Origin of the sequence: Chitinophaga flava, from assembly GCF_003308995.1 — a bacterium.
Taxonomy (GTDB): domain Bacteria; phylum Bacteroidota; class Bacteroidia; order Chitinophagales; family Chitinophagaceae; genus Chitinophaga; species Chitinophaga flava.
In genome coordinates, this window is the sequence record NZ_QFFJ01000001.1 from 72273 (window position 1) to 93115 (window position 20843).

At 48.7% G+C, this 20843-nt stretch carries 21 protein-coding genes; 9 read left to right on the forward strand and 12 right to left on the reverse strand.

Going from position 1 to position 20843, the window contains the following annotated elements; genetic code table 11:
* Window positions 1–2: 2 nt before the first annotated feature.
* Window positions 3–1034, reverse strand: coding sequence for a hypothetical protein (locus tag DF182_RS00200; protein WP_113613679.1), 1032 nt, complete (start codon window positions 1032–1034; stop codon window positions 3–5).
* 123 nt (window positions 1035–1157) lie between these two features.
* Between DF182_RS00200 and DF182_RS00205 the strand changes: the two genes are divergently transcribed.
* Window positions 1158–2261, forward strand: coding sequence for a metallophosphoesterase (locus DF182_RS00205; protein ID WP_245957338.1), 1104 nt, complete (start codon window positions 1158–1160; stop codon window positions 2259–2261).
* Between the two features lie 118 nt (window positions 2262–2379).
* On the forward strand, window positions 2380–2940 hold the full coding sequence (locus DF182_RS00210) for a hypothetical protein (RefSeq protein WP_147243293.1): 561 nt from the start codon (window positions 2380–2382) through the stop codon (window positions 2938–2940).
* 36 nt (window positions 2941–2976) lie between these two features.
* Here DF182_RS00210 and DF182_RS00215 read toward each other — a convergent pair whose 3' ends face one another.
* From DF182_RS00215 to DF182_RS00265, 11 genes are all read right to left on the reverse strand, one after another.
* Window positions 2977–3357 carry a VOC family protein gene (locus DF182_RS00215; protein ID WP_113613681.1) on the reverse strand — a complete coding sequence of 127 codons (381 nt, stop codon included), beginning with the start codon at window positions 3355–3357 and terminating at the stop codon, window positions 2977–2979.
* A gap of 65 nt (window positions 3358–3422) precedes the next feature.
* Window positions 3423–3812: an iron chaperone gene (locus tag DF182_RS00220; RefSeq protein ID WP_113616720.1), complete on the reverse strand. Its 390-nt coding sequence runs from the start codon at window positions 3810–3812 to the stop codon at window positions 3423–3425.
* 152 nt (window positions 3813–3964) lie between these two features.
* Window positions 3965–5329: a DNA/RNA non-specific endonuclease gene (locus tag DF182_RS00225; protein ID WP_113613682.1), complete on the reverse strand. Its 1365-nt coding sequence runs from the start codon at window positions 5327–5329 to the stop codon at window positions 3965–3967.
* A 47-nt stretch (window positions 5330–5376) separates the two neighbouring features.
* Window positions 5377–5763: a nuclease A inhibitor family protein gene (locus DF182_RS00230; protein ID WP_211327012.1), complete on the reverse strand. Its 387-nt coding sequence runs from the start codon at window positions 5761–5763 to the stop codon at window positions 5377–5379.
* Window positions 5764–5986: 223 nt separating this feature from the next.
* On the reverse strand, window positions 5987–7492 hold the full coding sequence (gene zwf / locus DF182_RS00235) for a glucose-6-phosphate dehydrogenase (RefSeq protein ID WP_113613684.1): 1506 nt from the start codon (window positions 7490–7492) through the stop codon (window positions 5987–5989).
* A 112-nt stretch (window positions 7493–7604) separates the two neighbouring features.
* Complete coding sequence (locus DF182_RS00240) at window positions 7605–8537, reverse strand: NADP-dependent oxidoreductase (RefSeq protein WP_113613685.1); 933 nt, start codon at window positions 8535–8537, stop codon at window positions 7605–7607.
* A 145-nt stretch (window positions 8538–8682) separates the two neighbouring features.
* Entirely contained in the window at window positions 8683–10014 is a 1332-nt protein-coding gene (locus DF182_RS00245; RefSeq protein WP_113613686.1) for an MBL fold metallo-hydrolase, read from the reverse strand.
* 14 nt (window positions 10015–10028) lie between these two features.
* Window positions 10029–10451, reverse strand: a complete 423-nt coding sequence (locus tag DF182_RS00250) for a DUF6691 family protein (protein ID WP_113613687.1) — start codon at window positions 10449–10451, stop codon at window positions 10029–10031.
* A 10-nt stretch (window positions 10452–10461) separates the two neighbouring features.
* Window positions 10462–11031, reverse strand: a complete 570-nt coding sequence (locus DF182_RS00255) for a YeeE/YedE family protein (protein ID WP_211327013.1) — start codon at window positions 11029–11031, stop codon at window positions 10462–10464.
* Between the two features lie 79 nt (window positions 11032–11110).
* Window positions 11111–11935, reverse strand: coding sequence for a sulfite exporter TauE/SafE family protein (locus DF182_RS00260; protein ID WP_245957339.1), 825 nt, complete (start codon window positions 11933–11935; stop codon window positions 11111–11113).
* A 41-nt stretch (window positions 11936–11976) separates the two neighbouring features.
* A complete protein-coding gene (locus DF182_RS00265) occupies window positions 11977–12624 on the reverse strand; it encodes a Crp/Fnr family transcriptional regulator (RefSeq protein ID WP_113613689.1) in 648 nt (215 codons plus the stop codon).
* 136 nt (window positions 12625–12760) lie between these two features.
* On the opposite strand from DF182_RS00265, the gene DF182_RS00270 reads away from it, so the two are divergent.
* The 7 genes from DF182_RS00270 (at window position 12761) to DF182_RS00300 (ending at window position 20815) form a co-directional block, all read left to right on the forward strand.
* Window positions 12761–13159: an HYC_CC_PP family protein gene (locus DF182_RS00270; protein ID WP_113613690.1), complete on the forward strand. Its 399-nt coding sequence runs from the start codon at window positions 12761–12763 to the stop codon at window positions 13157–13159.
* Window positions 13160–13348: 189 nt separating this feature from the next.
* A complete protein-coding gene (locus DF182_RS32750) occupies window positions 13349–14638 on the forward strand; it encodes an efflux RND transporter permease subunit (RefSeq protein ID WP_113613691.1) in 1290 nt (429 codons plus the stop codon).
* 1 nt (window position 14639) lies between these two features.
* Window positions 14640–16574, forward strand: coding sequence for an efflux RND transporter permease subunit (locus DF182_RS32755; protein ID WP_113613692.1), 1935 nt, complete (start codon window positions 14640–14642; stop codon window positions 16572–16574).
* Window positions 16558–17832, forward strand: coding sequence for a TolC family protein (locus DF182_RS00285; protein WP_211327014.1), 1275 nt, complete (start codon window positions 16558–16560; stop codon window positions 17830–17832). Before DF182_RS32755 ends, DF182_RS00285 begins: the two co-directional genes overlap by 17 nt.
* Window positions 17810–19003 carry an efflux RND transporter periplasmic adaptor subunit gene (locus DF182_RS00290; RefSeq protein ID WP_113613694.1) on the forward strand — a complete coding sequence of 398 codons (1194 nt, stop codon included), beginning with the start codon at window positions 17810–17812 and terminating at the stop codon, window positions 19001–19003. The genes DF182_RS00285 and DF182_RS00290 overlap by 23 nt, the downstream gene beginning before the upstream one ends.
* Before the next feature lie 3 nt (window positions 19004–19006).
* Window positions 19007–20230, forward strand: a complete 1224-nt coding sequence (locus DF182_RS00295) for an efflux RND transporter periplasmic adaptor subunit (protein WP_113613695.1) — start codon at window positions 19007–19009, stop codon at window positions 20228–20230.
* A 33-nt stretch (window positions 20231–20263) separates the two neighbouring features.
* Entirely contained in the window at window positions 20264–20815 is a 552-nt protein-coding gene (locus tag DF182_RS00300) for a DUF3347 domain-containing protein (RefSeq protein WP_113613696.1), read from the forward strand.
* Window positions 20816–20843: the final 28 nt, after the last annotated feature.

Sequence of the window (20843 nt, forward strand, 5' to 3'; positions counted from 1 at the left end):
CGTTACCTGCTTTTTTCCATTAGCTCAGTATTGTAAACCTGCACAGCCAGATAAGGATTGGGCTGATCTTTTTTTCTGAAGATGATTAAAAAAGGTTTGTTCAACATCAGTTTTTTAGGATGCAGGGCTGCCGGTGTTTCGGTGGAGTCCAGTGCAACAGCTATCATTGCTTCGCTTTTCACTTCTGCTCCTTGTTCATTCAGTACCATGGCTGTTTGCTGCCTCGCTTCCTCAATAGTATATTGGATGTCTTTCAGCTGAAACCGCTGGCCTTCCAGCTCAGGGAAGCGGGTACCGATATTAAAACCCAGACGGGGAATAGCTACCTCATCATCCGCCAGCAGTTGATATTTCCATGCCAGCACGTTATTGCGCATATTTTTCTTTCCGCGCTCCTCCCAATTCTTTATTAGTTCCAGGGCCTGTCCTAAGGTAGATGTGTTGGGAAGGCCTTTGGCCAGAATGATCTCCTGTTGATCATCTTTCGGTATCAATTTCAACATAAAATGATCATCATCCTCATAAAAAAGTACCTGGATACAATGGGCCAGAGATTCGTCATAATGGTCCATACCAAAGGCCCTCACCCGTGTGTTCCCGAATGCAAGGTGTTGCTGCCGGACCTGCATCGGTCTTTCAAAAGGCAGCGATTTATGAAAAAAAGCACGGACAACAATTTGATTATTTTCATTGTGCAGGTGTGCATGATAGTCCTGCTTATCCAGTGAGCCCCTAAATGAAGTGGTATTGTTTAACAACCGAAGTTCGGCGGAACCAGCAGGTGAGAGCGGGATATGGCCGCCCAGTTCGAGGCGGAGCGCATCCCAGGCCAATAAAAGTGTTGAAGAATAAATTACATTTCTATTTGCCGGTAAAGCTCCGTCCGGCGTTGTTACAAAACTGGTGGCCTTCAAATCCTGCAGGGATATTTCTTCCGGAAAGCCGGCAGGCAGGGTATTCCGCTGCACAGGTTGACATTGGGTGAGTGAAATAGCACCAGCCAGCAGGCCGTAGGAAAACAGTTTTCTTGTCATCGGTACAGGTTGAATATATCTTTCGAAAGTCTGAAAATTTTATCTTATCCCGAAAAAAACAAACGGCGGGCATCCTGCTCATAAAAATTTCAACTATCTTGTTGCCAAGTTAATCTAAACCCGTTGTCAAATCCTATTAAAAAAATGCTGGCCCGGCTGATCATCCGGCTGTCCGGCAGATTGTCTTCCCGTCCGGATAAAAAAGCTGTTTTCGCTTCCCTGTCCCAGTTACACGAAGCTATTCTGAAAGGCAAAAAAGACAGGGGGCCTGTAGTGCCGTTTGCCAGCGACAGCGCCCGTATCATTATTTTCTCCGACCAGCACAAGGGTGCCCGCGACGCGGCAGACGATTTCAGGGATGCAGCAGCTACTTACTCCGGCGCATTGAAGTACTATTATGATCATGGCTATACTTTCATCAACCTGGGCGACTGTGAAGAGTTGTGGGAGAACAAACCTGCTGCTGTGATGGTTCACAACCAACAGCCTTTACAAGAAGAAGCCCGTTTCCTGCAACGCAAGCGCTACTATCGTATTTTTGGCAACCACGACCTGGAGTGGCACTACCTCGTTCCCCGCCGTCAGTTTCTGCGGCCGCTGTTCGGTAAAAAACTGCGGGTACACGAAGGACTTATTCTGCAAACACAATATAACGGTGACGCCTACCGTATTTTCCTCGCCCATGGACACCAGGGAGATAAAAGAAGTGATGGCAATACTTTCAGCAAGTGGTTTGTAGCCGCTATCTGGACACCGGTACAACGTTTCCTCGACATACATCCTGATACACTCTCCGAATCTTTTGATCTGGTAGATGCCCACAACATTATGATGTATGAATGGAGCCTGCAGGTCCCGAAAACACTGTTTATTTCAGGGCATACCCATAAGCCGGTCTTTGCTTCGATGGACCATATAGACAGACTCAACAAACAACTGCAACGGGCCACCGCAGAAGGAGACACTGCAGCCGTCAGCTCGCTGGAGGCTGAACTGCGACGGAGAGCGGATGAATATGCCGGTAAACAATTTGTTAAAACCATGGCACATCCCACTTACTTTAACACCGGCTGTTGCTGTTTCGATGATGGCGATATCACCGGCATAGAAATCGCCGACGGCTTTATCCGTCTCATCAAATGGACCCGTAAAGGCGGTGCTGTGGCCCATCGCAAAGTACTCGAAGAATGCCCACTCTACTATATCTTCGATCAGCTGAACCCATAACAAAAAGAGAGATGCGTTAATTGTATTTTCTTTAAAACATCATCACGAACAATAGAAACAACTGTTTGTTAGCTTTACATTAGCATGAAAACTATTGTTGATCCTAAACTCTGATCACATGAAAAAGTTAATTGTTCTGATGGCTTTGTCAATGTTTATAGCGATTTCAGCTGTTCGTGCGCAGGATCCAGGCCCTACCAAAAAAGAGATCCGGAAAGAGAGACATGCAGAAAAAAAATCACTCAGAGCTCTCAACGGAAAAGATGTCAGCTACCAATCCAAACAACGCTTCGCAGAAAATTTTGGTAATGCAACGGATGTCAAATGGGAACGCACTGCTTATTTCGATCAGGCAGCTTTTATTAACAAAGACGGTAAACCTATGACTGCTTACTACGATGATCAGTCTAATCTGGTAGGTACCACCTCCCCTGCTTCTTTTACAGATCTGCCAGCGGCAGCACAAAGAAACATAGAAAGACATTTTAAAAATTATAAAGACGCAACTGTTGTCTTCTTTGATGATAACGAGTTTAACCAGACCAACATGATCATTTATGGTGAAGAATTTGAAGACGAAGACAACTATTTTGTAGAACTGCGGGACGATAATGGTAAGCCCATCGTACTGCGGGTTACACTCGAAGGAGAAGTTACCTATTTTGCGGACATTAAATAAAACAAAAAACCGGAGACAGCTCCGGTTTTTTTATGATCATTTAGCCTGGATCACAGATAAGATATTACCAGCGGGATCTGTAAACCACGCCAGAGATATACCTCTTTCCGTATCCCGGAAAATACCCTTTTCATCTGTAGCGATAGGTTCTCCATAATGCAGGAACCGGATACCTTTCCGGGTAAGCTGTTCCACAGCTTCTTCCACATTTTCTACAGGAAAATTCAGAATAGTAAATGTTGCCGGCTCATGGTTGGGCTTGGGATAGATGAATATTTTCGAATTACCGTTCACGCGAAGTTCAAGTCCCTCAGGCATTTCTGCCACTTCCAGGCCCATTTTATCCTGATAGAACTGTTTGGCCTGCTGCAGGTCATCGACCGAAAAACTACTGAATGCAGTGGATTGTTTGAACATAGCTAAACATTTTTTAGATGAGCAATATCCATGCGCCTCAAATTTGTAACCAGAAAAAGTAGCTGCTATTTTTGAGATTTGACCTTCTTTACCGCACTGGGCGTGGCCATTTCCTTGATCCGGTATTTGACGATCTTATTGATCAATGATACCGGCAATGGTTTATCCAGTGGAAACTGGATGGCTCCTTTAGAAGTTTTATATGCTGTTAAATCATCCTGAAATACAGCAATAGCAGTTCCTCCGGGATAAAAACCCACATGCGCCTTGTAACCAGCAAACCATACCAGTACCTTATCGAGTTTGAAGGCCGGCATGTTGTAACTGATCACTTCTGTGGCTGCGGGGACCGCCTTACGGATAATTTCCCGCATCTCACGGGCTCTAAGGACGCTCTCTATGGGCAGGGTTGCCATATACTCATCCGTAGTAGTGAATTTTGTTTTGTTTTCCATATCCTTATTATAGATAGTGACAACACAAAAATACAAAGACCTTCCTTTTTTCTTGCGGTGTAAAGACGGCAATTCCAGGGGGTAGGTGCGTCAAAAAAGCAGGGGGTGCCTCTCGCGAAGCACCCCCTGTGATGGCAATAAGCTTAGGGATATTATTGCGTATCTATTTTTGTCTCCAGGCTGTCCTGCAGGGAAGGACGCAGGGCAGACAGCAGATTGTAACCAGTAGCATTTTCAATGTCCCGTACTGTTGTTCTGTATTGTTTCCAGTCGGTATTGATACTATTGATATTCGGAGTATTGACAGCTATTACACGGGTGCTGCCATTTACGCGGCTAAGGTCGTTGTTACCGTTAGGTAATACCACCACTACTTTCCAGATGTTGGAAGGTACAGTTACATTACCGTTGTCGATGGTATAGGTAACACCACCCTGAGAGCCGGTACCCCCTTGTCCGTAAGAACCGCAGATCACATATACTTCATTGCCGGCATTCACCAGGCTACGGGTATAGTTTTCGAGGTTTCCCCAGGTTTGCTGGTTATTGTTAGGAGCCTGTGGCATCATATTGCTCATGAGGAAAGTGGCAGAATTCGCGGTACTGGTGGATGTTCTGTCTGCTGAAGGACAGTTGTGGCCACGGTCAAATCCGGAGCCGGTATAGCTGGTGTTCTGCACCTGATACCAGCCGGCAGGCAGGGTATTATCAGCTCTGAAGTCGTTGGACCTGGTCGCAGAACCGAGATCGCTGGACTGAATATGCCAGCTTACCCAGTTGGGTGTAGCACGGCTACGGTTATACGACAATGTATAATAGGTCTTTACCATGAGGTAATTATTCTCAGCACTAACATCCGCCAGTGCGTTGCTGGGGTTACCCATCAGCATATTGTCATCATCGTTGCCGGTAGGCTGACCAGGGTCGGTACCAGTAGTGTCTCCTGCTGCCACAGCGATATCATCAATATTGATTCTGTTGGAGCCGCCGGAGGTTTTACGGATAGACAAACGGAAGCTGGCTACTGCCGGCATGGTGAAGGTGGCTGTTTGCAGGGAAGGAGCGGTAGTCACCGTATTACCCTGTTGCTGCCAGGTTTGTCCGTTGTCGGTAGATGTCACCAGCTGCCAGTCACTGTTACCGTCTGATCCATAGGTACCGTGTTTTACGGTAATGGTTAAAGTACCTGTACCACCGGTGATGTTGAAGTTGGTGGTCAGAGCGCCTGTATTGCGGATACGAACAGACTTGGTACCATTTTTAAGATCGGCAGTCAGATTGCCAATCAAAGCGTCATCTAATGTCCAGGAGCCGCTGGTAAGGGTTACGCTACCAACAGCATAAGCTGTTTTGGTGCCGGACTCAAAGTCTTCGGACAAACGAACAACGGATTCGGTGTTGGCTGATACACGGGTGGAATTAACTTCCTGAGGCTGGATAGTGGCCTCTTTTTTACAGGCAGCGAACAGGATACTGCCCAGGCAAAGGACAAAGCAATGCCGCATGAATTGTTTCATAATTCAAAATTTATAGGATACAACAAAAAGGAGACTATAACGGGCTATTAGGATTCTATCGATGTGGTGGCCAGTGCTATGCAGGTACCATCAGGCTGATGCCCGGTAATATAAACAGGTATACTCGTTCCCGTTTCTACACGGGAAACCTGTATATCGGACAGATTCTCTTTCAGAAACAAATACAGCTCATGAAAACGTTGTGCGTTGGCAACCATTGGCATATCATTGGGGTCAGCCGGATTACAGATCTGGTCAAAAAAAGTGACAGCATCTACAGACCGCACCACCTGCGATTCAACATCATGTAAAGCTGCAATTTTTTGCTGTACTCCCGCTGCAGGCAATACACCCCATTCCAAAATGGTAAGTGGATACTCTGATTCGCTGTAAAATAAAATACCGGCGATTTGGTTGTTAAGTTGTTCTAACAAAGAATGGTTTTGCATGAAATAAAGTTAGCCATTATTTCTATATAATTTTATCTTGATAACAATGGTAACATTAGTTTAATTTAATTCCAGGGCTATATTGGTTGTAGCTTTCTGGCTACAAGTGTTTTAATCTGATTGACTCAAAATTTAAATTGAGTGTCCTGATGCCGGGCATATCTATTATCGAAAATATCCCAGGGCTGAAACCCTGGGATATTTTAAATCATTTAATGCTTTCTCCTCTGGCAGATAATCTGAACCAGTCTTTGGCGTAAGGCTTCAGCAGCTCTGTAGCGGTGGAAGGCCCCCAGGTGCCTGCTTTATAAAGATGTAATTCTTTTGAAGGATATTTTTTCCAGGCATCCAGAATCGGCATCACAACTTTCCATGCTGCCTCTACCTGATCAGCACGCATGAATAAAGTGGGGTTGCCCTCCAAAACGTCCAGCAGTAAGGCTTCATATGCTTCCGGGATCGTTTCCGTATAGGCTTCCTGGTAAGTAAAGTCCATTTCTACCGGCTTCAGTTTCATTTTCAGGCCGGGCACCTTGCTTTCAAACAGCAAACTGATTTCCAGTTCAGGCTGTATACTGATGACCAGGCGGTTAGGTGTGAGATCATCCTTAAAGATCTTATGGGGCGAGTCTTTGAACTGTATGGTGATGACCGACGACTGAACAGGCATCGACTTACCGGTACGAAGATAGAAGGGAACACCTTTCCAGCGGTCGTTGTCAATAAACAGACGGGCTGCCACAAAGGTTTCTGTATTGGAAGCGGGTTGCACTTGCTCTTCTTTACGATAAGCCACCCGGCGTCCGCCTTGCACATTACCGGCAGTGTATTGTCCCCTGATCACATTCTTGAATACCTGTTGCTGTGTAAAAGGACGTATATGTTTCAGCACTTTCACTTTGGCATCGCGGATCAGCTCCGACTGATAAAATCCAGGCCGCTCCATCGCAATGATACACAACAGCTGCAGCAAATGGTTCTGTACCATGTCCCGCAAAGCCCCGCTGCTATCGTAATAGCCGCCGCGCTTGCCCACGCCCACTTCTTCCGCCACGCTGATCTGGATATGGTCGATATATTTCCTGTTCCACAACGGCTCAAACACATAATTGGCAAACCGGAAGGCCATAATGTTCTGTACCGCTTCCTTTCCCAGGTAGTGGTCGATGCGGTAGATCTGTTTCTCAGCAAAACGTTTGGTGAGGAACCGGTTCAGCTTTTTAGCCGTTTCGAGATCGGTACCGAAAGGTTTCTCCACTACAATACGGTCCTGCTGATCACGACCACACATGGTATTCACATGCAGGGCGTCCGCAATTACTTCGATGAACCTGGGTGCTACGGCGAAATAAAAAATGCGTACACTGTTTTTTTTATTTTCCTTATCAAAGGTGTCCAGTTTCTTCCTCAGTCGCTTGTAGGTATCTTCCTTCATGAAATCGCCCTGCAGATAAGTAATACAGGAAGCAAATTCATTCCACACTGCTTCATCCGCTTTACCATTCCGGCTGAATTCATTCACGCCGGCCAGCAGGTCCTGCTTGAAAACTTCTTCATCTTCTTCCAGAAAATCAACGCAGCAAATGGTGAATACCGGCGGCAGGTGATGGTCGGTGAACAGATTGTAAAGAGCCGGAATAAGTTTTCTTCTAGTCAGATCTCCTTTGGCACCAAAAATTGTAATGGCGGACGGGAGGTTTTTTCCAGGTTTCATCTAAGCATCGGTTTAACAGCTAAATTAGATGAATTCCTGAAATATGTGCGATGTTGCAGCAGTCTTTTATGTATATTTAAAATAACCATCCTCTTTTCAGGAGTGTAAGACATCAGACTTTTACCACCACTTTTCCTCTGGTACTGCCGGTTTCCAGCTGCTGATGCGCCTGTTTCATCTCTTCAAAGGAAAATACCTGCGACACTTCGGGCCTGATAAACCCTTGCGCAATAAGGTCTGCCAGCTGTTGCATGTCTTTTCCGCTGGAAGCGACTACGATAAAATATCCGTTTTTGTTTTGAGCAGCGGCCTTCGTTCCTACAGCTTCCCTTAACCCGGTAGGCAGGCTGATGATAGTTCCCTGTTCCCGCAGGGTCAGCAGGGAACGGTCAATATACTCGCCTCCCATGGAATCCAGCACCAGGTCGAGGTTCCGGTAGTGATCTTCAAAAGGAGCCGATTTATAATCGAAATGTTCATCTGCGCCCAGCCCCAGCACAAAATCGCGGTTGGCTGCAGAAGCGGTGCCTATCACATAGGCCCCCATGTATTTGGCTATCTGTACGGCAAAATGTCCTACACCACCTGCGGCGGCGTGGATCAGCACTTTATCGCCTTTTTTGATACCGGCGCTGTTCAATGCCTGCAAGGCGGTGAGCGCGGCCAGGGTGGCTGCTGCGGCCGCTTCGTGCGAAACACCGGCCGGTTTCAGGGCCAGCTGGTCAGCGGGCGCCGCTACATATTCCGCATAAGCTTTGCCATGTCCCGGGAAGTTGACCATCCCGAACACCTCATCCCCCTCTTTCAGCAAGGGAGAGCGGGAAGCCGTTACCACACCCGAAATATCCCATCCCAGAATAACTGGGTCCAAACCCTGAAATTTAGCTGTAAGCCCTTTACCCGAGCGGGTTTTAACATCTATTGGATTTATACTGATAGCTTTCACCTGAACCAGCACTTCGCCATCAGCGATCTCTGGTACGGGTAAGGTGGTGTAAACGAGGTTTTCCGTACCACCCGGGCTTTTCAAAACGATTGCTTTCATGACTATAGGATTAGGACACAAATGTAGCCAGAATGGGACCAGCTTTTCCTGTACATTAATGGTATAATTCTGTAAAAACTCAGGATAAAAAAAGGCGGCCCGGATAACCGGCGCCGCCCTACATCGATTCGTATGTCCGTTCTGGTTAGAATTCCTTTACAGCCTCACCCAGATCATAGGTGGGCACTTTCCCGTCCAAAGCCCCGGCTACAATACTGCTGCCGGCTGCGCTGCGGTATCCGCCGGCGCAATGTACCACAATCGGCTTATCGAGTGGGATCTCGTTTACCCGTTCCCGTAACTGGTCCAGTGGAATGCTGATAGCGCCAGGCAACAGCTGTATTTGTGCCTCAGATTCCATTCTCACGTCCACAATGGTATAATCCTGCGGATGAGTTTTCAGATCGTCCAGGGGCACAGGTTGCATAGTATGGCTACCAGCGTCAGACACCATCGCACCGCTGATCAAGCCTTCATAGCCTATCTTCGCCGCTTTGGCGATCACTTCCTGCAACTGCTGCTCGTTGGCGGCAATCAGGTAGAAATGCTCTCCTGGTGCTACCACGCTACCCAGCCAGGTTTCGAACTTACCCTGGTTTTGCAGGTTGATGGCCTGCGGCAGGTGACCTTTTTTAAAGGCTGCCGCCGGTCTGGTATCGATGATCAGGATGCCTTTATCCAAAGTGGCGGTGTCTTTCAACACCGGTACTTTCTCCAGAGAAGGCTGCAATGCTGGTGCTCCCTGCCTATTGACACTTACATCATAAGGGAAATATTTCGGGACAAAAGGTTGTTGGGATAACAGATCCTTTACAAATTCTTCCGGTGTCATGGACTGCAGGCTCCAGTTGGTCCTTTTCTCTGCCCCGATGGTGCTGCTATTGGCATCCCCCAGTGATTTACCGCAAAGTGTACCGGCACCATGTGCAGGATATACCAGCGTATGGTCCGGCAATGTCATCAGTTTTTCCCGCAGGGAGTGGTACATCTGCAGGGCCAGTTCCTGGCGGGAGGCTTGCAGATTACCCGCTTTTTCCCGCAGGTCAGGACGGCCGCAATCACCGATAAACAAAGTATCTCCGGTGAAGACTGCTTTGGTCTGACCATTTTCTTCCAGTACAATACTGATGCTATCCGGTGAATGCCCGGGCGTATTCAGTGCCTTGAAAGTAAGCTCTCCCACGTGTATCACATCTCCATCATCAAACGCTGTGTGTGGGTATTGCGCGCCTACCAGTTGTGAACAGTATACTACAGCACCTGTAGTCTGATGCAGCTCCAGATGGCTGCTAACAAAATCAGCATGCGGATGTGTTTCAATCACGCCGGTGATAGTAGCCTTTTTTGCTGCAGTATAAGCCAGATAAGGAGTTACGTCTCTGGCCGGATCTATCAGTATGATTTCATTGGCCACTTCGCTGTATACTGCGTAGGAATAGTGCGCCAGTGCTTTATCTTCAAATTGTCTTATTTCCATATCTGTCAGTTTTTTTAATGCGGTAATTTTTCACGGAACCTGCCATATACCCAGGTACCGGCAATAGCACTCAACAGTGTAACGGCTACCACAGTGGCACCCACACCGATCTGCGCGAATAATGGTCCGGGGCAGGCGCCGGTAACAGCCCAGCCGAGGCCAAACAACAGGCCTCCATATATCTGCCCTTTATTGAATTTTTTGGGATGAAACACAACCGTTTCACCATCCAGTGTTTTAATATTGAATTTTTTGATCAGCCATACAGATAACATTCCCACCATCACAGCGCTACCAATCACGCCGTACATATGAAAAGACTGCAGGCGGAACATTTCCTGTATGCGAAACCAGCTGATAACTTCTGCCTTCACAAAAATGATCCCGAATATTGTTCCTATCACCAGGTATTTTAATTGACTCAACCAGGTATTCATAAAAAGATGATTACAGTGAAAGAATAAAAGGCAGTATCAGATTAGCCATGATAAAGCCACCGATCATAAAACAAATGGTAGCCACCAGTGAAGGCCATTGCAGCGTAGACAAGCCCATGATAGCATGACCACTGGTACAGCCGCCAGCATATCGTGTGCCGAAGCCTACCAGGAAACCGCCGCCTACCATCATCAGCAGACCACGTACCGACAACAGCGCCGGCCAGTTGAACAGTTGCACCGGCACCAGTGAATGATAATCATTGATACCATATTGCGATAATTCAGTAACCAGCTTAGGGCTCACCGACATACCCGCAGGGTTGGCAAGCAGCGTGCCTGCGATGATCCCTCCTAACAGGATCCCCCCTACGAAAAAGAGATTCCAGGCTTCCTTCTTCCAGTCGTAATCGAAAAAAGGTACTTTGGCCGGTACACAGGCTGCGCAGATGTGGCGCAAAGAGGAACTGATACCAAAGGATTTGTTTCCTACCAGCAGCAGTACCGGAACGGTAAGTCCGATCAGCGGTCCGGCTATATACCAGGGCCAGGGTTGTTGTAAAAATGTTAAGATATCCATTTAAATTCTCCGGGTTTTATGATGCAAAGATGTTTTAATACGATGATGTAATTGGTGACAATTGTTACACAAGACCGCTTTATTTGAGTACTGTTTCCAGGATGATGATGTATACGCCCATGGCCAGTACAAACCAGCCAAAGGCCTGTTTAAGCTTAGCACCGGGTATCTTGGAGGTAAGTGCTCCGCCGATCAATACACCGGCCACAGCTATCACTGTAACCGTAATCAGCAATACCCAGTTGATACCACCTCTGCCGGCATCTCCCAGGAAACCGATCAGCGTACTCATGGCCATGATCAGAAGAGAAGTGCCCACCGCCCTTTTCATGGGCAGGCCTGCAATCATAATCAATGCGGGAATGATAAGAAAACCACCGCCAGCGCCCAGCAAACCGGTGATAAAACCGATCAGGGTGCCATACAGCAAAAGTCTGATCCGACCTGCTGTGCTCATATTGGTAGCTGCCGTCAACGTGGCGTTCTTTCCGCGGATCATGGATACAGATGCCATCAGCATCAGCAGCGCAAACAGGAGCATCACGCCCAGTTCCCTGGTAACGATGAAATCACCTGTTTGGAAGAGCGCTGCAGGGATGGCCGGCACCACATAGTGCCTCGTAAGAAAGACGACCAGAATAGATGGTATACCAAACAGCAGCGCCACCGGTATATCTACCAGTTGTTTTCTGTAACTGCCTACTGCCCCTACCAGGCTGGTGGTACCTACAATAAAAAGAGAATAGGAAGTGGCAGCTGCCGGGGCAATACCAAAGAGATACACCAGTACCGGTAAGGTTAAGATAGACCCACCGCCACCAATCAATCCCAGTGAAATACCAATCAACGCAGCTGCTATATAACCTGTAATTTCCATCTGTAACTCGTTTGCTTTAATGTCCATACAAAGGTACATACCTCTGCAAGCAAACTCTGTGACTTTGGTTACATAGGTAATACCTCTATATAATTCCTGTTGAGCTTAACAATGCCTTTCTGCTCCATTTTTTTGAGCAGACGTGAAACGACCTCCCTCGATGAGTTAAGGTCTGTAGCTATTTCCTGGTGGGTTAATTTGAGTTCATGGGTGCCTAGTTTGTCGGCCTGAGCGCGGATATAGGACAACAGCCGCTCATCCATACTTTTAAACACGGTGCTGTCCAGCACGTTGAGCACTTCTTCAAAACGGCGCCGGTAAGATTCTATTACAAACTGGTACCAGCTTTTATAATCTCTCATCAGGGCTTCCATATACCTTACGGGTATCATGAGCACCACCGAGTCATCTACCGCTTTGGCCATTACTTCGCTGGCTTTTCCGGAGGCCACACATACCATGGAAATGGCACAGGCATCGCCTGGCTCCAGATAATACATAAAAAATTCGCCTATATCTTCTCCTTCACGATACAGTTTTAATCTTCCTTCGAGTACCAGAACAGTATATCTGATCGGCTGGCCCTGTTGCATCAGCACCATACCGGCCGGCACCTCTTTGATGGCTCCTATATCTGACAGATGTTGTTTTAAATCGCTGTCCAGCGTAGGGAAATGCGTATCGAGGTATTGGAGAATATCCGTTTTACTATCCATTGTCACACCAATATGTTTACAAGGTACAAAAAAGCATGCGATCAGGGAGCAGGCATGTATATCATCGTAAAAAAATATAAAAAACCTTAAAATTATATAACAACCATTCCGGCCCTTACGGCTACTTTTGCCTCATATGAAAAAAGTCCTCACGCTCATACTGGCGATGTTATACATCGGCACTTCCACCGGAGCCACTTTCCATATGCATTATTGCATGGGGAAGCTGGTAGAGGTAGAGCTGTGGCGTGCGGACAGCAAAAAATGCAGTCATTGCAAGACAGACCTGAACAAAGGATGTTCAAAAAAATGCTGCAAGGATGAACATAAGACTGTTAAGCTCGAGAAAGATGAGAAAGTAGTGGCACATGCCCTGCATTTTTTACAGATGCCTGTGGCCGATGCCCCTGCCTACTATACTTCATTGCCACCAGCCCGCGTGCTGGCGCTGGCCGAAGAGCATCCGGTAAGCAACGCGCCGCCGCGAAGCAGTAAAGTCCATCCCCATATCCTGCATTGTAACTTCCGCATCTGATACCCCTTCCCAGGCTGAAGCCCTGGGCTATATTACACTTTAGCTGACTTATTTACGGGAATAAAACGGACCACTGCTACGTGTAGCCAGTGTCGTTATACAGTATGCCGTATTAGTATACACCCTGCCCAATAGACCTGGTGCTGCAGTCGCTGCTGCTGTTTACCTGCACCCTTTGAAAAAATATATATGGTACATCGAATTATTGAATGGTCCCTGCGCAACCGGTTTATAGTACTGGTGCTGGCAACAGCCTTGTTTGCCTGGGGTATCTATGCCGTCAAAAAAAATCCTATCGACGCCATTCCCGATCTGTCTGAAAACCAGGTGATCGTATTCACGGAGTGGATGGGCCGCGGCCCACAGCTGATAGAAGACCAGATCACCTATCCACTTGTGACCAACCTGCAGGGACTTCCTAAAATCAAATATGTACGGGGTTCTTCCATGTTTGGGATGAGTTTTATTTATGTCATTTTTAATGATGATGTAGACATTTACTGGGCCAGAGAAAGGGTACTCGAACGGTTAAGCACCGTATCCCGCACTTTGCCTACCGGTGTAGCGCCGCAGCTGGGGCCCGACGGCACCGGTGTGGGCCACATTCTATGGTATACCCTCGACGCCCCGGGTATGGACCTCGGAGAACAACGCGCACTACAAGACTGGTACATCAAATTTGCCCTTCAGAATGTAGAAGGAGTGAGTGAAATCGCTTCCTTTGGCGGTTTTCAGAAACAATACCAGATCACGGTAGATCCTAATAAACTACTGTATTACCGCTTGTCGGTAGCAGAAGTGATCAATGCCATCCGGACCAACAACAACGAGTCTGGCGGCCGAAAATTTGAACTCAGTGATATCGGCTATATCATTAAAACCTCCGGCTATCTGAAGTCTGCCGAAGAAATCGAAAACATACCTGTCAAAACACAAAACAGCATCCCCATCCGGGTGGCTGATATCGCCGCTGTGCAGATGACCGGCGAAACACGCCTGGGCATCTTCGACCAGGACGGACAGGGAGAGCGTGTAGGCGGCATCGTAGTGATGCGTTATGGTGAAAACGCCGCAGCTGTGATCGACAAAGTGAAGGCGAAAATGCAGGAAGTAGCCAAAGGTTTTCCGGAGAAAGTAAAATTCGACATTGTATATGACAGGGGTGAGCTGATCAAAGAATCTGTAGACTCCATCAAACATACACTCATCGAAGAAATGATCGTCGTATCCATCGTGGTGATCATCTTCCTCTTCCACTGGCGTAGTGCCCTGAGTATCATTATACAGATCCCTATCACGCTGGCCGCCAGCTTCCTGCTGCTGAATGCCTTCGGTATTTCTTCCAACATCATGTCGCTGACAGGTATAGCCCTGGCCATCGGAGTGATCGTAGACAACGGGATTATCATGAGTGAAAACGCCTATAAGCATCTGTCAGAAAGGTATGCCCTCTGGCAGGAACAACAAAAAAACAAGTAACATGAACTGGCTGAAAAAGATATTTAAGAAATCACCGCAATGGATCAGCGAAGAAGAGCGACTGAAGATCATAGAACAATCCAGCAAGCAGGTATCACGCGGCGTATTTTTTGCCACCATTATTATCATTACTTCATTTCTGCCGGTATTTATGCTGACCGGCCAGGAAGGCAAACTGTTTCACCCGCTGGCCTATACGAAAACGTTCATCATGATCATGGACGCCCTGCTGGTGATCACGCTGGCGCCGGTGCTCATCTCCTTCTTCATGAAAGGCAAATTCAGACCCGACAATGCCAATCCGGTCAACAGAATACTGGAACGTATATACGAACCCGTGATCAAAGGGGTATTAAAATGGCGTAAAACCACCATCGCTATCAACGTGATCGCGCTGGTGATCACCATCCCGCTGCTGAAAAGCCTCGGCAGCGAATTTATGCCACCGCTGGATGAGCAGAGCATTCTGTTTATGCCGGTCACCCTCCCCGATATCTCCAACGCAGAAGCCAAAAGGATACTGCAGGTACAGGACAAAATCATCAAGTCGGTGCCCGAAGTGGAGAAAGTACTGGGTAAAGCTGGCCGTGCAAGCACCGCTACCGACAACTCTCCCATCAGCATGATAGAAACTATCATCATGCTGAAGCCTAAATCCAAATGGCGGGAAGGCAAAACCAAAAAAGACATCATCGATGAGCTGGATGCCAAACTGCAGATACCCGGTGTTGTCAACGGCTGGACCCAGCCTATCATCAACCGTATCAACATGCTGGCTACCGGTATTCGTACAGACGTTGGCGTGAAAGTATATGGTCAACAGCTGGACACTATTGCCGCTGTTTCCGAAAGGGTAAAACAGGCCCTGGAAGGCACCGTTGGTATCACCGACCTGTATGTGGAACCCGTTACCGGCGGTAAATACCTCGATATCACCGTACGCCGCGCCGATCTGGCCCGCTATGGCCTCAACGTAGACGACGTGAACCAAACCGTAGAAACCGCGCTGGGCGGCTCTCCTATCGGCAACACCATCGAAGGAAGACAACGTTTTTCTATCAGTGTACGCCTGGCACAGGACTACCGCAACAGTGTGGAACGTATCCGCCGTATCCCCCTCATGTCGGCTTCTATGGGAGAAGTACCACTGTCATCCGTTGCAGACGTGAAGTTCACCGACGGCCCACCCATGATCACCTCAGAAAACGCCATGCTCCGCGGTGCAGTACTGTTTAATGTACGCGGCCGCGACCTGGGCAGCACGGTAAAAGAAGCCATCGACAAAATGGGTAAAGCACAGGGCGTTCTGCCACAGGGATATTATCTCGAATGGAGCGGCCAGTACGAAAACCTTATCCGTGGCCAGCAAACACTGCTGTGGATTGCGCCGGTAGTGCTGATCATCATTTTCTTCTCACTTTACTTCGCGTTCCATTCTATCCGCGAAGCCTTCCTGAGCCTCATCACCGTACCATTTGCCCTTATCGGTGGCGCCTATATGATTTATTTCTGGGGCGTCAATCTCTCTGTGGCCGTGGCCGTAGGCTTTATCGCTCTTTTCGGTATCGCCGTGGAAACAGGTATCGTGATGGTCATCTACCTGAATGATGCCATGCAGCAGCTGGTAAAACAGAAAGGTAACAGTTCAGCTACCATCACGCGTGATGATCTGCGCGAACATGTGATATACGGCGCAGCCAAAAGGCTCAGACCCAAACTGATGACCGTATGCGTGTCACTGTTCGGGTTGGTGCCCGTACTGTGGGCCAGCGGCGTAGGTACAGACGTGATGAAGCCCATCGTACTACCCATGATCGGCGGAGTACTCACCTCTTCTACCCACATCCTGCTGGTGACCCCGCTGATCTTCCTAATGACAAAAGAATATGAATTGCGTAAGCACGGAAAACTGGAGATTCATGAAGTACATCATTAAATATATATACATCAAACCGCTGGTGATAGCGCTCTTTATCCTGGGCGCGCCGGTACTGTCATTTGCACAACAAACACCGGTATTATCACTGCCCGGCATCCTGCAGAAAATTGACAGCAACAACGTGCTGCTGCAGTCTTACGGACTGAAAGCAGAGAGCTACAAACACAATGCAGCAGCAGCTACCGCCTGGATGGCACCTATGGTAGGCGTCGGCACCTTTATGACACCGTATCCCGGCCAGCAGGTGATGGACGAGCGCGATAAAGGCAGCCTGATGCTGCAGCTGGAACAAGACATTCCTAATCCCGCCAAACTCGCCGCTAAAAAACGTTATATCGCCTCTCAGGGCAATATCGAACTGGCTACCCGCGGTGTCACCCTCAACGAGTTGAAAGCACAGGCCAAAAGGTTGTACTTCAACTGGATCATCGCGCAGCAAAAAATAAAAGTGCTGCAGGAGAATGAAAAGATCATGCAGACCATGAAAAAGATTGAGGAAGTAAGATATCCATACAATCAGTCACAGTTGAGCGGTGTCTATAAAACCAATGCCAAACTGGAAGACAACCGCAACATGATCCGCATGCAGGAAGGCACCATCGCCAAAGCCCGTTCCTGGCTCAACAGCCTGATGAACGCACCCGGCAACCAGGCATTTGAGATTGACACCACTTACCAGCCGGTATTTGAACCAGCCGCCTCTTATGACACCGCCTCTCTGGCCGCCGTGCGCAAGGATGTCCTGAAAATGAATGAAAGCATCAGTTCCATGCAGCTGAATATTGAAAGCATGAAACGCGACAGAAAGCCGGATTTCAGGATTCGTTTTGATCATATGCAACCGCTGGGGGCCATGATGCCAAAGGCTTTCAGCGCTATGGGCATGATCAGCGTCCCCATAGTACCCTGGGCTTCCAAAATGTATAAGTCCGGTATCAAAGCCATGGAATACAACGTGGCGGCTATGGAAAAAGAAAAGGCCGCCATGTTGCAGGAAACCCAGGGCATGCTGTATGGTATGCAGTACGAGATCCGCACCATGCAGCAGCGCATCGCAGCCATGGAAGATAAAATCGTGCCTTCCCTACGGCAAACGCTGGACGCCAGTTTCCTCAACTATCAGGAAAATAAAATGACGCTGAGTAATGTGATCGACTCCTGGGAAGCACTGACAATGATGCAATCCGGCATACTGGATGAAAAATTGAAACTCTATGAAATGATCGTGGATTATGAAAAACAGCTATATCGTTAATATCATACCCGCCATGGCCGTGGCCATACTGGCGCTGGCAGCCTGCAAGAGCAAGACAGCCCATACCCACAGTGCCGGGCATGCACAGGGCACCGACAGCAGCGTTGCTGCACTGACACAGCCTGTCAACGCCCGCGTGATCGCCACCATTCCGGTGATCAAAGCGGAGAGTGGTACCCGTATCTATACATCCGAAGTGAGCGGAGTGATCACCTACGATACCCGCCGTCAAACCAGTATTGCCAGCCGTGTAGGCGGCCGCATAGAAAGGCTGCTGATTAAATACAACTACCAGCCGGTGAAACAGGGACAGCTGATTATGGAGATCTATTCTCCGGAACTGGCCGCCGCTCAGCGTGAACTGCTGCTAGTGGCCCGCCAGGGTGATCAGCTGTTATCAGCTGCACGTCAACGGTTACAGCTGCTAGGCATGCAAACGGCGCAGATAGACCAGGTCCTGAGAACAGGAAATATCCTTTACCGCATTCCTGTATATAGTAACAGTAACGGCTATATCCTGGAAAAGACCAGCAGTGCTTCCACCACAGCACCGGCACCTGCCGCGGCGCCCGCAGGCGATGGTATGAACAGCATGGGAGGCGGCAGTGCACCTTCCGCTGCACCCGCCACAGCAACAGCAGCGGCCACCACGCCGGTCATGCTGCGGGAAGGACAGTATGTCAGCGCCGGACAATCACTCTTCACCATCTATCAGGCTGATAATCTTGTTGCAGAATTTTCCTTCCCATCTCAACTGGCTTCCAGGCTCAAACTGCAGCAACAGCTGCTCTTTTATCCTACCCACGATAAAGCTGCCATGCAACCCGGTACCATCGGACTTATTGAGCCAGTCTTCCGCAATGGCCAGAACTTCACGCTGGTAAGGGTATACCTCGGCAGTCATCATTTCCGCGCAGGGCAGCTGCTGACCGGCCACATACCCCTCGTTTACAACGAAGGATGGTGGCTGCCTAAAAAAGCAATATATCATTCCGGTAATAATACGATGGTGTTCCGCAAAACACAGGGCGCCTTTGTACCTGTAACGGTAGAAACAGGAGCCACTGTAGCAGAGATGGTCCAGATCAAAACACCAATCGCCGACTGGGAAATAGCTTCCAACGCGGCCTACCTGGTAGACAGCGAAAGCTTCATCAAAACAAATCCTTAAAGCATGGAAAGAAAACAATTCATACGCTCTATAGCCATCGTTTCCCTGGTACCGGCCCTGTTGCTGGCAGCCTGCAAGGAAACAGGCAAAAAAGCTGCTGAGGCAGGCAAACAACAAACGTTCACCTGCCCCATGCACCCGCAGATCGTACAAAACAAACCCGGTACCTGCCCTATCTGCGGCATGGACCTGGTACCTTTCGACAAAAACAACAAAGACGTAGCCCTCACCCTCGACAACAGCCAGATAGCGCTTGCCAATATCACCACGGTAACCATCGGTGCAGGCAACCTGGCCGGCTTCAAACAACTCAACGGCCGCCTGGTCACCGACCCAGAGAAAACAACCGTCATCTCCAGCCGCGTACCTGGTCGCGTGGAAACACTGTATGTCCGGGAAACAGGCGTCAGGGTCAGCAAAGGACAACCTTTGTACCGCATCTATTCCGAACAGCTGGCTTCCCTGCAACAGGAATACCTGCTGGCAGTAGCGCAGGTCAAACAGTTTCCGGATGATGCCCGCTTTGCGCAGATAGAAAAAGGTGCGCGACAGAAACTCCAGCTGTACGACCAGTCAGATGCCGCTATTCAACAGCTGCTGCAATCACAGAAAGTAAATCCCTATGTAACCTATCCTGCCACGCAAAGCGGCATGGTTTCCGAACTGTCAGTCACCGAAGGACAGTATGTTTCCGAAGGTGGTGCAGTGATGCGCCTCGAAGGGTATAATCAGTTGTGGGTAGAAGCCGATATCTATCCCGGAGAAGCAGAAGCTGTTCGTCCGGGCCAGACCGTAAAAGTACTCGTAGCAGGTTGGGAACAGGAACCGCAGCAGATGACCATACAGTTCATCAATCCTGCCCTGCAGAGCGGCAGTCAGCTGATGCAGATACGCGGTACCATCCCCAACCCCGACAACCGCTGGCAGCCAGGGTTACAGGCCAACATCCTCCTGCCGGTGAAAAGTAAAAACGACGTACTGACGTTACCGGTAGACGCTGTCATCCGCGATGGTAAAGGAACACATGTGTGGATAGAAAAAACCAAAGGTAAGTTTGAGCCACGCATCGTCACCACCGGCATGGAAAATTTTGATGCCGTGGAAATCGCAGACGGGCTGGAAGCCGGTGATAAAGTAGTCGTTACCGGTGCCTACCTTCTCTACAGCGAATACATCCTGAAAAAGGGCGCCGATCCATTGGCCTCCGCATCAGGCCATCATCACTGATATCTGCTTAGTTCATCATAAAATCAAATACACATGACCACCTTCCTCAAAGCAGGATTATCCGTTATGGCAGCCGCATTGCTGGCTGCCTGCGGCAATAGTAAAACTGCTGCTCCCGACAAGCCCGATTCTTCCGGGCAACAGTCGGCGCCTGTTACCCAAGCCGCTAAACCTGCAGGACTGCAGCTTAAAGATGATCAGCTGAACGCAGTATACCTGCAATATCAGCAGCTGTCGGCCGCCCTTATCAATGGCGACGAAGCAGCCGCAAGGATCGCCGCCAACGCGATAGAAGCCGGCGCCAAAGGCATCAGCGGCGCGGAGAAATTAGTGAGCACCGCCGCCGGTATCATGGCCGCACCCCACCTCGACGCACAACGCACCGCCTACGCCACCCTGAGCAACGACCTGATCACACTCGTGAAAAAGTCAGGCATCAGCAGCGGCTCCCTCTACATCGACTACTGCCCTATGGCCCTCAACGATAAAGGCGGCTACTGGCTCAGCAACGATTCCGGCATCAAAAATCCCTACTTCGGGGATAAAATGCTCACCTGCGGGGAAGTAAAAGAAACCATTCAATAATCATTCATCTTCATCAATAACTACTCAA